This is a genomic window from Peribacillus sp. FSL K6-1552, assembly GCF_038005205.1.
Lineage (GTDB): Bacteria > Bacillota > Bacilli > Bacillales > DSM-1321 > Peribacillus > Peribacillus butanolivorans.
On record NZ_JBBOST010000001.1, the window covers coordinates 2,132,576 to 2,145,508 of the forward strand.

The following is a 12,933-nucleotide window of genomic DNA, read 5'->3' on the forward strand; positions in this document are numbered from 1 at the left end:
GTGTTTATGAAAAAATTATATCTGATCCCTATTTCTATACTTATTGCAGCTCCATTGTCATCGTTTCTTAGTGCTTCAATTGATAGTTTAATATCTTTAAATGAAGAACTTCCAAAAGACGAATATTTTCCTTTTTTAAATGGAGTAATTATTGGCACATTATATGAATTAGCAATATATTGCATTATTGGTATTCCTGTCACTCTAATTATTGATGCCATAACTTATTTAGTAGGTTTACGTACAGATTTAAAAGTATATCTTTTACAATTTTCTTTGTATTCTATTTCTGCAATCACTCTTACCTACATATTATTCACTGATAATTATTGGGCTTATTTAATTGTAGGAATAGCAGTGCATACCTATTTTCATATATTGTTTTTTTTGAAAAAAAAATATAGCAAACCTTAAACAGAATCTATTACGAAATATTGGTCAACTCTACAATATTCTTATATCCTGTGTGTGTGTTAACTAACGGGTGCTTTACTTCAATAAGAGAGGTTGCTGAGGCGGCCTTTTTCTTATGGCACTAACGGGGCAGGATAGTTGAACAAGGATAATCCACAATTTGAATAGAATATGTAGAAAACAAATAGTTGTTTGGATTTGGAGTATCGATCCAAATAACAACCTATGAAGGAAGGGTAAGTAAAATGAAGAAAATGGTTGGTTGGACACTTACTTTAGCTACGCTTTTGATAGGTGGAGTCATTTATTATTTCATATCGTTATCTCTATATGAACCATCAAAAGATTCATTTGACTTCCCAGTTCCTAAAAATGCTGAGCTAGTCCAGGAAAATGAACAAGGGAAAAGTTATGATTGGTCAAAAGCATCGGAAGAAAATGGCATACCATTTGGATATGAATTAGTTCTTAAAGCGAATGGATGGAAAAAGGGAGAAAGAGAAGGGGCTTCCGTTTTTTACACAAAAGGAAATCATAAAATAGATTTGATTTCTACAACGAAGCATTTAAACATCCTTAAAGTGAATTAATATCAAGGAAATATCTTATTCAGCTAACGGGTGCGTTAGCGCCATAAGAAGGCCGCCAATTGGCGGCCTTTTGAAAGTATGAATCCTACAATAATCATACATTAATATTTAAAAAACACCTATTTCAACAAAGAGCCAGTTGCACAGGAAACTCAAATAATGCAAGTTAGTTATTATAGTTTAATACTACCAGTATATTAAATTTATGGATTTTATAAGGAAGAGTAGTAATATCTTTATTTCCGTATGGATGGAGTAGACTTTAGAGTGGGAAAAATGATTTATAGACGTAAGATAGTAATTGTATTTATTATTTTTGGAGCAATATTAGGTTTCTATGTGTGCTCGGCATTCTCTGAGAAATTAACAAAATCAACAGATTTGTCTGATGAATCTATCGGGGGATATAAAGTTTTGGAAAACATAACGAGTCCAGAATTTATAAAAGAATATGGAGAACCAATCGATCAAGATAATAATGATGCATATGATTATTATTATTGGAAAGGCGGGTTAAAAACAGCCTCTATTATTTTAGGGGAAGATAAAGGCAAAATTATGCGGTTAATTATTTCAAGTACGGATGACGAACTATTTGAAAATCCTCTTCAAACAAGCAAAGGAATCAAGTTAGGAAGTACGAAGGCAGAGGTTCTTTCAAAGTATGGAGATCATTATTATAAAAGTTATGAACAGGGAGCAGATATTATCGGCTACATTGACCATAAACAGCATATTACTTTAGAATTTTGGTGTGGTGAATATGGAAAGGTTACAGAAATTCGATTAGATGATGCAGATGTTATTTAAATAATATTTTTTCACCAGGAATCAAGGTTGACATGTAGATATATTTTAATTTAACTAATGAGTCGTTACTTAAATAGCAATTCATATAATAGGTATTAGTTTGAATGTACGATTCTGTCAATGTTCGTACATTCAAATTGAAAAAAAAATGCCCTTATTTAACTAACGGGTGCGTTAGCTGAAGATTGGAGCTGTCTTTAAGTTAGCTTTTTCTTTATGCAACTAACGGGGCAGGTTAGTTGAATAAGCTTAGTGTAGACGTTCTGCCCAGTATACATGTGTTATAATTAATCCAAAAAAAGGCAAGGTGGATTTTTTTGGATTTCAATACCGGTGATATAGTATATCAATTTATTATGTTTATTTTGTTGTTTGGTATGATTTTTGCTGTTTACTTTTTTGTTCGTTCTCTTCTTACAAGGTCAAACAAATCCAATAGCATGGAACAAAAGCTTGATAGAATAATTAAGCTACTTGAAAAGGATAAAAGAGATTAATCTCTTTTATCCTTTTCAGTTCTTTTGTTCCTTCACAGTTTATGTCACCCTACAATAAGTCTTATAGAACTAACGGGTGCGTTAGCTGAAGATCGGAGCTGTCTTTAAGGCAGTTTTTTCTTATGGAACTACCAGTAAGAGTTGAGGAAAAAGCTATTATTCTTACGCAAAACATGTTGCAGATAAAAAAGCTTAATTAGAATTGGAAGGAATGAAAAAAGTGAAGTTTAAAACAACTTTTTATTACTTTTTAATAATGTTGTTTCTTTTAAATACTAGTGCTATTAAATATAATAATCCGCATATTTTATCACTAATGATTGTAATACCGTCAATATTAATTATTTTAATGATTAGACTGAGAGTATCGGAAGAAGATGATTTTAAATTTAGACATCTAATTTTAGGTTTTGTATGTGCACATGGAGTGTATTATTCAGAAAAAATTATAATGAATTATTTGAGGTTTGTATTGAATTAAATAACGCACAAATAAATCCCAATTGTTCTGTAGGTTTTAATAATTAAGTCGAAAAATTACTATTTTCAAGTTGTAATCATAATATGGAAAGTGGTATATATTTTGCATTAGATTCATACCTACAAGACAAAGATGAATCATTACCACAGAATAAAACGGCGAGTAATACCTTAATTTAGAATTGATAACTGAAAGTAAGTGTCCCCTAATTCAAGCACAACTGCCTTCATTAACTAGGGGAAACTCATAACTCTCACTTCTATGTTGCCTAATGATTTAAAATCATAAGTATAAATTAATGTCATAGTACGTAAAAACTGTTTAATGATGAGCTATGTAATAACCTTATTCAACTAAAGGGGCAGGTTAGTTGAAGAAGACCCGTTTGCTTTATGGTATAGTTTATTAAATTCAGTTTGTAGTTTATGGGGGAAATTTAGTGTCAAATAAGTTGAAATATGTAATGGGATTGTTTTTTGAAAAAAGAGAAAGTACTAAACCATTTATACTGATTAGATATTTAATGATAATAACAATGGGCTTAATTTTAATATTATGTATAATTAATGATTTTAATTTCATAAAAAATATATATCTTTTATTAGGAATTGGTTCAATAATAGATGGATTTGAAAGTTTTTTAAAAAAGGAAAATAAGAGGCAGATGTTATTAAATTTTGGTATTGCGTTTATGTGGTTCGTAGTATTTTTGATATAGCATTTATATGGTGGTTCGGAACATTTTTTAGTGAACTACCATGAAAATTAAACACTAATAATAAGAAAAAAGACCATATTAAATAAAACGCAAGCTTCAATTTTTTTGAAAAAGAGCAGCGCCCTATTAGATCTTCTAATAAATCGGTGGTTAGGATGCCTCTGATATATTTACGGTATATCCTAAGTTTTCTAACCTTCGGACCGAATTTCTTACAATGGAAGCTTGCTTTTGTTTATCAAAATAATCTTCGCCTAAGTCTACATACATTTCTTTCCTTGTTAAAAGATAATAAGAAATTCTTAACATGGCGTGGGCAACGACAATTCCAGCTCGTTTTCTTCCTTTTCGCGCAGCTGTCCGTCTGTATAGAGCTCCAAGATAGTTTTTGGAGGCTCCAACTGAATGAGCAGCTTCGGTTAAAGCAGATTTTAAATATTTATTTCCCTTTTTGCCTCTGGTTGATTTCCTTTTTCCTGCACTTTCATTGTGTCCTGGTACGAGGGCGGCCCATGAACATAATCTGGCTGCACTTTCGAACTGTTTTTCAACGTCCGTTCCGATTTCAGCTAGTATTTGTTCTGCCATCCGAGTGGCAATACCAGGTATTGAATCCAGTCGTTCTATGCTTTCTTGATACACACTAACTCTTTGGGCAACCTCTTGATCAAGTTTTTCAATCTGTTCAGTCAGAAAATCAATATGAGTTAGAATCGTTTTGAGCATCATGCGTTGATGAGGATTCACATACCCATTCAGGGCAAGGATTAAATCATCTTTTTTCTTCTTCATCGAGCGTCGCGCAAAGTTTGCTAGTTTCTCAGGATCATCCTCACCATTTGCGATCGCTTGAAGCATGTCCTTTGATGAAACGCCCATAATATCAGATACGACAGATCCTAATTTGATATTTGCACCTTCAAGTACCTTTTGAATTCGATTATGCTGTCTAGCTCGTTCTTCAATAATACTTCTGCGATAACGAACAAGCTCACGTAATTCTCGCTGATTTCGATCAGGGATAAAGCTTGCTTTCAACAACCCATGACGAAGAAGTTGAGCGATCCACTCGGCATCCTTGACATCTGTTTTTCGACCAGGGACTGCTTTCATATGTTGTGCGTTAACAACTAAAAATTCCATTTCTTCAGCCTCAATTAAGTTCACGATAGGCTTCCAAAACACACCTGTGCTCTCCATAGCGACATGAGTGCAACCATGTGATTTAATCCAATCCATCAGTTGAATTAAAAACACCGTTTTTGTAGAAAATGTTTGAATCTCCTTTCCTTCGGGGGTCATAATGCAGGCGGTAATGTTATCTTTATGTACATCCATTCCGCATACTCGTTCAATGATAACTTCCATTGAAACCATCCTTCCTATGGCGAAAAAATTAGAGGCTGGTGCAAAAACCAGAATAGGATTAATCTACCATGAGTGCTTCCCGTAAGGGAGCGACAGTCTGTGATGCACCGAGGTCGTTGGAGTCAGACTAACGGATGGGCTCTAATGGCACCATAGTTCATCGACCTTCCTCACCCAGCCATAGAATCAGTATGGACGGTTTTCCACCATTTTCATTCTCTGTGGTGCAGCGCTGGTCGTGCGCTGCATGGTTGGCTAACGGGTGCTTTACTTCAATAACAGGGGTTGCTGCGGCAGCCTTTTTCTTATGGCACTAACGGGGCAGGTAAGTTGAATAAGGAAATATTGACAATTATAAAGATATAATAAAATAGATAAAATACACAAATCAGTTAATCGAGGTGATGAAATGTTAGGGTTACCAAAAGGTGAAGTTTTTTTAACCCCTTGGACAGAAGAATGGGAAGAAGAATTTTTAATAGAAAAAGAGACAATTCAGAAGAAAATCAGTAAGTATATTGTGGATGTTCACCATATTGGAAGTACCGCGGTAAATTATCTGAGTGCAAAGCCGATTATTGATATTGCCGTTGAAATAAATAAATTTAGCGATGGTCAGTATTGTTTCTCACATTTAGAAAGCCTTGGTTACTCATATCGAGGAACCAACATTTTGCCTGATAGGCATTATTTTAGTAAGGGTGAACCAAGAACACATCAAATCCACATGTTCCAAAGTGGAAGTAAATATCTAATCGAACTGTTGAAATTTAGAGATTATTTAAGAAGTAATGATGAAGCAAGAATTGAATATGAAGAGCTTAAACAGAAACTATCAGTAGCAAATGAAAATAATAAACATAAATATACAGATGAAAAATCTGATTTTGTTAAGTTTATCTTAGAAAAAATTTAAATACTGTTATTCAACAAACGGGTTCGTTAGATTAAGATCGGAGCTGTCTTTAAGGCGGCTTTTTCTTATGGAACTATCGGGGCAGGTTAGTTTAAGAGGAAATTATCTCATAATCTATACAATACCCTTATAATAAAGATAAAAAAGTAGGTGTGAAACCAATTGTTTTCTTGGAGGATAACAAAATATAATCCTAAAAACAGAGATGAAAGAGGCTCTTATCTTGATGGCAAGGAATGGACTTGTTTTTCAGAGGTAGGAACTAAAGTAAGCGAAGAAGATTATTTAAGAACAGAATCAAATTACATAAACGCAATCACTACTTTTATGGATGAGATGGGTTTAAATAAGGTTTATTTAAATGCTTTAGAGATGTGGTCTGACGAGGTTACGAATCAAAATGCTTCTGGCTTTTTATCAAAAATGTGGGTGGGTAAAGGTGTAACGACTCAAGAAATCAATGAGTTGGCAAAGTTATCTTTAAGGAATGTTATTTGGTGTAAGTTAAGTTACAAAAATGATTTTTTTGTTCATTTCGGATACGATTACTATATGTACATTGGAGCAAATAAGGATTGTCCTAATGCCTGTAAAAAAGTTGGAGCTTCTGGATTATTTGTTGAGAATTTTAATTCTCCTTATTTACATTAGTACCACAATTTCAGTGAGATTTATATGAAAGTTATTCAACTAACGGGTGCGTTAGCTGATGATCGGAGCTGTCTTTAAGGCAGCTTTTTCTTTATGCAACTATCGGGGCAGGATAGTTCTAGAAGCGTAACTTATTCGAACCTTGATTATTGACTATTTTTGTATCAACACCTAAAATTTAGTTAATGATATTAATTGGGCGGTGTGAATTTGTTAACTACTATAAATATTCCAGGATTAATTCTAACTTCTCTTTTCGCAATATTAGTTTTGTTTTTACTAAGAAAACTAGTGCAATCTATTAGACGGTAAAACCGTCTTTTTTTATGTCACATTATATGTCACCTCTACAATAAGTCTTATGGAACTAAAGGGGCAGAATAGTTGAAGAAATGATATTATGATGGAATAAATTCACATGGTATTTAGGAAGGTTGAGCAAAATTGGAGCTTTGGAAATTAAGCGAAAAAGTATCGAAAATTAGCGATGAAATACCTTATTATTTTTTTAGTCTATTCTTGTCTTGTATCTCTTTTTCTGTTGTTATAATTGTTTTTAGTGGAGAACCTTCTTGGTTGCGGTTATTGCCTGTTATTATTTATTCTTTTTCTGTTGTTATACCTTATTTACTTTTTGCAGTACCATTACAAATTATATTTAATAAACGCCCGAGAAAATTTAATGTGTTTTATCTTTTAATTTACACTGTACTTTCTTTTGTAGCAGTATTTTTGTTTAATGTAATGTTATTTAGAGTTGAACCTACATATTTAGTTAAAACCGTACTATATTACGGTTTAAGTTTTGCAGCAGCTGCTATTTATTGGTTTTGGGATTCTGTCTTCTTACAAAAGAAAAACTGAAATTTCCTAGTTCTTCAGCTAACGGGTGCTTTACTTCAATAACAGGGGTTGCTATGGCAGCCTTTTTCTTAAGGCACTAACGGCTGCGTTAGTTGCATAAGATATGAGATCCTTGAAGATCCTAAGCGAAGGAAATTCGGGGCTTTATTTTTTCATAAAATGTATTATCATAGTTTTTCGCGTTTTGCGGTAAGAAGCCGACCAATAAAGGTCGGCTTTTTTCATCCTATTTTTAGCAGCAGCCTCCACCAACAAAGCTAGCTCCAACAATGATTAAGAGTATAAACAAAACGACTATAAAGGCGAAACCTCCACCAAATCCAATACCGTCCATACTGAAACCTCTCCTTATTTGTTTTTAAGGAGGAACTTAATTAAATGGGTTATATTACCTTATGCTCTAATTAGGAAAATGACACAATAGTCGGGTGGGTTAGTTCTATAAGAAGAAGTAAAAAAAGTCGATTCCTTAACGTAGAGGAGATCGACATTTTCAGGTTGGAACTCTCTTAGCGTATAAAATTTCAGAAATGGGCGATATAGCATTGTTGCTACCGTTCGAAAAAGTAGACTTTTGTGAACGGTAGAGTTTCTTCTCAAAACAGCCGTTATTTGCGTTCGTTAAAGCGCGAAAACACTTTACGAACGTCTCTAAATTTCCATATACTTTTACGAACGTCCTGAATGAAATTTTATAGGTACGGAAGAATAAATGTGCTCGTCAAAATGTAGTGTTTGAACATGGTTTTTTGATGGGGAAAATCGGGAGAAGTAACGTATGTGCACTAATTAAAGATGATGTGGAATCTCCTAACGATATAGCAGGAGTTGTTTATGTAACAATGGATCCACACGATGCTTGGATGAATACGGTGGCTAAAGAAATGAAAGAAGGAGGATATGACATCGATTTGAATAAACTATAAAACAAAAAAGAAGCAAGTTTTAACTTGCTTCTTTTTAATCATGCTTTATTCACGTCTACATTGTCTTTTTGTTCCTTTTCTTTCTTATCTTTGAAAGCGTTGATATATCAAAGCTTTCTATAAAGCAAGAGTTTATTCTAACAATACAAAGGTAACAATAGGAATATAACCAGCGATGGGAAGTAGAGATATAGTGGAAAATTTCAAAATTAGTGCTCGGCAATTTACAATATTAGTTATTTTATTTTCTATAGGTACGACCATCTTAGTGATTCCTAAAAGTCTGGCTCAAGAGGTAAAACAAGATGCTTGGATTGCAGCTGTAATCGGTATAGGCATAGGCTTATTGCTAGTGGCTTTATATATCGCTATAGGCAGGATGTTCCCCACTATGACACTCGTTGAAATCAATGAAACACTTCTCGGCAAATGGTTAGGTAAGGCAGTTTCCCTTACGTTTATTTTCTTTTCACTTAACTCCACTGCAACACTATTGTTTTTTGTTGGGAGTTTCTTAACTACGGAGATTATGCCTGATACACCAATTGAAGCGATCTATATTCTTTTCGCATGCATCTTAATTATGGGAATTCGCCTTGGTCTTGAACCGTTGGCTCGATCTGCAGAATTGTTATTTCCTATCTTTGTTTTTTTATTCATAGTTCTAGTGGCCTCAGTATTTTTACCTCCTGTTCAATTTAAGTTTGAAAATATACAACCCGTATTTGAAACAGGAATAAAACCGATGATTCATGCTGTTTTTCTTTTTACAAGTATTTTTTCTTTACCATCGATTGTTTTATTAATGGTTTTTCCTGTTTCAGTGAATCAACCAAAAGCAGCTGAAAAAAACTTTTTTATTGGAATACTAATCGGCGGAATCTGTTTACTTGAAGAAAATCGCCAACGTTTAGTTTTCTGGCCACAAGATAACTTGGATACGTTTGTCTGGCACTACTATCTGCGCCTAAAACAAGAATAGTTAAAGCGATCATGATGAAGGATTGAAGCAATAATGGCTCTCATGTGGATTATCACGATTTATTTTAAAACGGCTTTTTACTTTTACGCGTCCGTTATCGGTCTTGCACAAACATTGAATATGAAAGATTATCGGCCACTTACGCTACCTTTAGGGATGATCGTGATTTCGTTTTCCTTGATTGCACATCCTAATACTGTCTATGTAGGCACATTTGATAAAGAAATTTGGCCGCTATACGTTTCAACGTACGGACTTGTTCTTCCATTACTCTTATTAGCAGTCAATGCAATCCGAAAAAAAATACATCAAAAATAAAAAACATTCCATTGATTACTCCCGATTTTCAGAGTATAGATCATTAACGTCTTTCATTTTTTTATTGGATTTTGGATAGGAAGGGCTTAGGGGCTAAAAGCATTCATTCTAACAATCAAATTCGAACAATAGGAAAATCCCCTCCAATGGTCGTTTCTGGGGAAAATCTGATTAAACAAAAATTAGTAAATATTGTATCGCTATGACCCTTTAAACGTATCCCGTCTGAACCCCTATATATAAATAGAGTGAAAGGAGTCTCGTCTATGAAACGGAGCTTTACCATATTTATCATGCTAATCGTATTCCTGTTATTCACTACGGGTTGCTGGAACCGTCGTGAATTAAATGAACTGGCTATTACGCTGGCCATAGGGCTAGATAGTACAAAGGATGGTCAATATCTAGTAACCACCCAAGTGGTAAATCCAGGAGAATTACCTACGGTAAAAGACGGTGGAGGTTCCGGTGGATCACCGACAATTATCTATCAGGCGAAAGGGAAAACTGTATTTGAGGCTATCCGCAAAATGACAAAGGAATCCCCAAGAAAAATATATCCCTCACATCTTCGAATCCTCGTGATTGGTGAGTCATTAGCGAAAAAAGGAATTGGTAAACCGTTAGATCTTCTCTCAAGGGATTGGGAACTGCGATCCGATTTTTATATCGTCGTAGCTAAGGGAATGAAAGCAGAAGAGATACTGAAGGTGCCCACGTCTTTTGAAAAAATACCTGCAAATCAGATATTTGATGCCCTGAAAGTTTCAGACACTGCATGGGCAGCGACAAGTTTCGTTCAGCTAGACGATCTGATTGCGGATATAGTAAGTGAAGGAAAACAGCCGGTGTTAACAGGAATCCAAACAGATATAAAAGGTGATGAAGAAACTTCTTTAAGCAAACAGAATGTAGAAATGATTGATCCCCCTGCTAGTTTGAAGTTACAAGAATTAGCAGTATTTAATGATGATAAATTAGTTGGCTGGCTAAATGAGAAACAAAGCGGAACGTATAACGTCATTACAAACAAGGAGAAAAGTACAGTTGTGAATATAACGTGCCCTAAAGGCGGAATAGCTGTGTATGAAGTGAAAAGCTCAAACACGGAAATGAAGGGTAAGATAAAGAATGGAAAACCTGAGATAGATCTAAATATTCGTGTGGAAGGTAATTTAGGTGAAGTAGAATGTCCTATCGATTTAACAAAAACAAAAACGATAGAAAAATTAGAGAAAATTTTTGAAAAAGAATCGAAGAAACTTTTCATAAATTCAATAAAACAGGTACAGGAAAATGATAAAGTAGACATTTTTGGATTTGGTGAGGCGATTCATCGAGCTGATCCTGAAGCCTGGAAAAAACTCAAAAAAGATTGGGATAAAAATTTTGAGCACGTGCCTGTGAATATAAAGGTACAAGGAAAAATCCGAAACGTAGGTACGGTTGGTAATTCCTTTTTAGAAGAGATAGAGTAATCGGTCTTCAAGAAATGGGGGTAAATTGTGTTTAATGATATCCCTTTAAAAGTAAACGACAAATAGACCTAAAGATGTCATAAAATTGATTTTTTAGGTCTATTTTTATTCTTTCATTTATTAGGGCTAGGCACCCTACATATGGATGGCAGGTCCTGTGACCATGGCAGAATGCGTTCGACTTCTTCTTTGCTCGATAGATCGATATTGGGCTTACTCTCAAACAAGTACCGAAGATAATGGTAGGGGCTCAGTCCATTCTCTTTTGCCGTTTCAACCAGACTGTACATAATGGGCTTCCTTTGGCACCGCTAAATTAGTAAACTACTATAGCTTAAGAAAAGAAGGGTTTACTAATAAAGACAGAGAACACATGTTATCACTTTTAGAAACAGTAGCTTCTTTTATCAAAAGACTGTTATTGATGGGCAACCAAAAAGTCAGAAGGATTAAACTCATTAATCAAATTAAAGAGAAATTAGCCGAGTATGAGGATTATTTTTATAGGAATAATTTAAAAGTGGATTCAGATGCAAGAGACTTACTTCTTAAAATTGATGATTTTCTTAATAAATGGGAATGGTTCTATTTGGGTTTCATTAGGTGGGAATCTAAAGAAGTTGATTTGAAAGATGTGCAACATGTTGAGTTGCTTTTGAAAGAATTAAGTTATATTAGTCTTTATAAACGATTTGAAAAATACACTCAAAGAGTAGTAGTGGTAGATTCTCTGTTTCAAATTATGAAAGAGAAGAAAAAGATTGCAAGAAATTATACATTTGAAAAATTTCACAACGAAATGACATTATTGGCTAAACAAAAATATATTAATTTTGAAAAATTTATTATAAATCGTATTTTCCCAGGTGAAAACTATGCTTTTTTAAAATCTTACAATAAAGTAGAGTATAATTTTCAGTTAATGAAAACATATGGAATGTATCATTTTTTATATGTGTACGGCAGTCTTGAAAATAAAACTATTAAAGTAGGAATATCAACAAATAATTTATCTCAACGATATTGTGAAGCGAAGGGAATGTATGATCATAAATTTTTTACGAATGATTTTGGTGAAATTAAAATTATCGAAAGTCTAAATGCCCTAAACTTAGAGTCCTATCTAAAAAGGAAGTTTAAACATCAACGTCATCCACTTTTTCACTCCTCAGAATGGTTTTTACTTTCTGAATCTGAACTGCGTTACTTTACAAATAATGAGTATCAAAAAGATAAGGATTTTATGAAGATATTTAACTACAATTTAGATGTCTAAGTTTAAGCCATACACACATAAAGCTGTAACTGCCCATTTATATACTTATTTATTGGCTTTGTTGGGGTACCCCTTAAGTGGTAAGGGCCAGGATACTCTTGCGCAAAGTATCTCGTTTAGTTTTCAAATCGTAGACAAACACTTGACAACAGAAAAGAGGAGCTTATCACAGAAATTAATTTACCTGTTGTTGGTGTGAAATACGAGTATAAAGGAGGCGAGTTAAGTGCCTAAAGAAATCAAACATCCAAAAATTTCTCAGACTCTAAAGATAGGTTTTCTTAGCTTTAAAGCGCAACCAGAACATGCAGGCATTGATTATTATGGCCATGGAATTTTATTGGGTGATTCAATTGTAATGGATCCATCCACAGGTGAAGTTGTGTTGAAAGTAAACCTAGATAGTTACCTTAGTGAAGTTTACGGTTTTTTATTTAAAACTGCTGATTAAAAAAGGACTCTTGGGTCAAATCCAGAAAGACAATCTATTTGTTTTTGGAAGCAACATGAGTTATTGAAAAGAAAGGATTTAATTACAATCTATGAAATGAATTATATAGTACACTAAGACTAGGAGCAATTGGACAGTGGCGCATTCGAAGAAATTGCAAATAAGATTAATAAAAATATTTGAGCCCTCTTTC

13 protein-coding genes and 3 pseudogenes are annotated in these 12,933 nt (G+C 33.8%); 13 read left to right on the forward strand and 3 right to left on the reverse strand.

Going from position 1 to position 12,933, the window contains the following annotated elements; translation table 11 throughout:
- Positions 1-6 precede the first annotated feature (6 nt).
- The 5 genes from NST21_RS10360 (at position 7) to NST21_RS10380 (ending at position 3,510) form a co-directional block, all read left to right on the forward strand.
- Positions 7-414, forward strand: a complete 408-nt coding sequence (locus NST21_RS10360) for a hypothetical protein (RefSeq protein ID WP_144553099.1) — start codon at positions 7-9, stop codon at positions 412-414.
- Positions 415-659: 245 nt separating this feature from the next.
- The gene (locus NST21_RS10365; RefSeq protein ID WP_340888994.1) at positions 660-1,004 is read left to right on the forward strand and encodes a hypothetical protein; all 345 of its coding nucleotides are present in this window, start codon (positions 660-662) and stop codon (positions 1,002-1,004) included.
- A gap of 276 nt (positions 1,005-1,280) precedes the next feature.
- Positions 1,281-1,814 (forward strand): hypothetical protein, encoded by a 534-nt coding sequence (locus tag NST21_RS10370; protein WP_340888996.1) that lies wholly within the window; start codon positions 1,281-1,283, stop codon positions 1,812-1,814.
- 317 nt (positions 1,815-2,131) lie between these two features.
- Positions 2,132-2,311 (forward strand): DUF4083 domain-containing protein, encoded by a 180-nt coding sequence (locus tag NST21_RS10375; RefSeq protein WP_340888998.1) that lies wholly within the window; start codon positions 2,132-2,134, stop codon positions 2,309-2,311.
- A gap of 920 nt (positions 2,312-3,231) precedes the next feature.
- Positions 3,232-3,510, forward strand: a complete 279-nt coding sequence (locus tag NST21_RS10380; protein WP_340889000.1) for a hypothetical protein — start codon at positions 3,232-3,234, stop codon at positions 3,508-3,510.
- A 150-nt stretch (positions 3,511-3,660) separates the two neighbouring features.
- Here NST21_RS10380 and NST21_RS10385 read toward each other — a convergent pair whose 3' ends face one another.
- Complete coding sequence (locus NST21_RS10385) at positions 3,661-4,878, reverse strand: IS110 family transposase (RefSeq protein ID WP_340888989.1); 1,218 nt, start codon at positions 4,876-4,878, stop codon at positions 3,661-3,663.
- 409 nt (positions 4,879-5,287) lie between these two features.
- On the opposite strand from NST21_RS10385, the gene NST21_RS10390 reads away from it, so the two are divergent.
- The 3 genes from NST21_RS10390 to NST21_RS10400 all read left to right on the forward strand — a co-directional run bounded on the left by NST21_RS10390 (position 5,288) and on the right by NST21_RS10400 (position 7,309).
- On the forward strand, positions 5,288-5,794 hold the full coding sequence (locus tag NST21_RS10390; RefSeq protein WP_340889001.1) for a GrpB family protein: 507 nt from the start codon (positions 5,288-5,290) through the stop codon (positions 5,792-5,794).
- A 162-nt stretch (positions 5,795-5,956) separates the two neighbouring features.
- A complete protein-coding gene (locus tag NST21_RS10395; RefSeq protein ID WP_340889002.1) occupies positions 5,957-6,445 on the forward strand; it encodes a hypothetical protein in 489 nt (162 codons plus the stop codon).
- Positions 6,446-6,889: 444 nt separating this feature from the next.
- Positions 6,890-7,309 carry a UPF0715 family protein gene (locus NST21_RS10400; RefSeq protein WP_340889003.1) on the forward strand — a complete coding sequence of 140 codons (420 nt, stop codon included), beginning with the start codon at positions 6,890-6,892 and terminating at the stop codon, positions 7,307-7,309.
- Between the two features lie 232 nt (positions 7,310-7,541).
- Here NST21_RS10400 and NST21_RS10405 read toward each other — a convergent pair whose 3' ends face one another.
- Positions 7,542-7,643: a YjcZ family sporulation protein gene (locus NST21_RS10405; protein ID WP_309559666.1), complete on the reverse strand. Its 102-nt coding sequence runs from the start codon at positions 7,641-7,643 to the stop codon at positions 7,542-7,544.
- Between the two features lie 385 nt (positions 7,644-8,028).
- Here NST21_RS10405 and NST21_RS10410 point away from each other — a divergent pair.
- From NST21_RS10410 to NST21_RS10420, 3 genes and pseudogenes are all read left to right on the forward strand, one after another.
- Positions 8,029-8,235: pseudogene (locus tag NST21_RS10410) on the forward strand (TIR domain-containing protein); the annotation flags it as partial.
- Positions 8,236-8,428: 193 nt separating this feature from the next.
- Positions 8,429-9,535: pseudogene (locus NST21_RS10415) on the forward strand (GerAB/ArcD/ProY family transporter).
- Positions 9,536-9,801: 266 nt separating this feature from the next.
- Entirely contained in the window at positions 9,802-11,013 is a 1,212-nt protein-coding gene (locus tag NST21_RS10420) for a Ger(x)C family spore germination protein (RefSeq protein WP_340889007.1), read from the forward strand.
- A gap of 113 nt (positions 11,014-11,126) precedes the next feature.
- Here NST21_RS10420 and NST21_RS10425 read toward each other — a convergent pair.
- Positions 11,127-11,306 (reverse strand): annotated as a pseudogene (locus NST21_RS10425) (transposase domain-containing protein); the annotation flags it as partial.
- Between the two features lie 80 nt (positions 11,307-11,386).
- Between NST21_RS10425 and NST21_RS10430 the strand changes: the two are divergent.
- A complete protein-coding gene (locus NST21_RS10430; RefSeq protein WP_340889012.1) occupies positions 11,387-12,289 on the forward strand; it encodes a GIY-YIG nuclease family protein in 903 nt (300 codons plus the stop codon).
- A 226-nt stretch (positions 12,290-12,515) separates the two neighbouring features.
- Positions 12,516-12,740, forward strand: a complete 225-nt coding sequence (locus NST21_RS10435) for a YqaI family protein (protein WP_223305321.1) — start codon at positions 12,516-12,518, stop codon at positions 12,738-12,740.
- The last annotated feature ends 193 nt before the right edge of the window (positions 12,741-12,933 follow it).

Bases quoted from the DNA above. Each gene is read 5' to 3' on its own strand.
- NST21_RS10360 (WP_144553099.1), top strand. From the start codon at position 7: ATGAAAAAATTATATCTGATCCCTATTTCTATACTTATTGCAGCTCCA.
- NST21_RS10365 (WP_340888994.1), top strand. From the start codon at position 660: ATGAAGAAAATGGTTGGTTGGACACTTACTTTAGCTACGCTTTTGATA.
- NST21_RS10370 (WP_340888996.1), top strand. From the start codon at position 1,281: ATGATTTATAGACGTAAGATAGTAATTGTATTTATTATTTTTGGAGCA.
- NST21_RS10385 (WP_340888989.1), bottom strand. From the start codon at position 4,878: ATGGAAGTTATCATTGAACGAGTATGCGGAATGGATGTACATAAAGAT.
- NST21_RS10390 (WP_340889001.1), top strand. From the start codon at position 5,288: ATGTTAGGGTTACCAAAAGGTGAAGTTTTTTTAACCCCTTGGACAGAA.
- NST21_RS10405 (WP_309559666.1), bottom strand. From the start codon at position 7,643: ATGGACGGTATTGGATTTGGTGGAGGTTTCGCCTTTATAGTCGTTTTG.
- NST21_RS10420 (WP_340889007.1), top strand. From the start codon at position 9,802: ATGAAACGGAGCTTTACCATATTTATCATGCTAATCGTATTCCTGTTA.
- NST21_RS10430 (WP_340889012.1), top strand. From the start codon at position 11,387: ATGTTATCACTTTTAGAAACAGTAGCTTCTTTTATCAAAAGACTGTTA.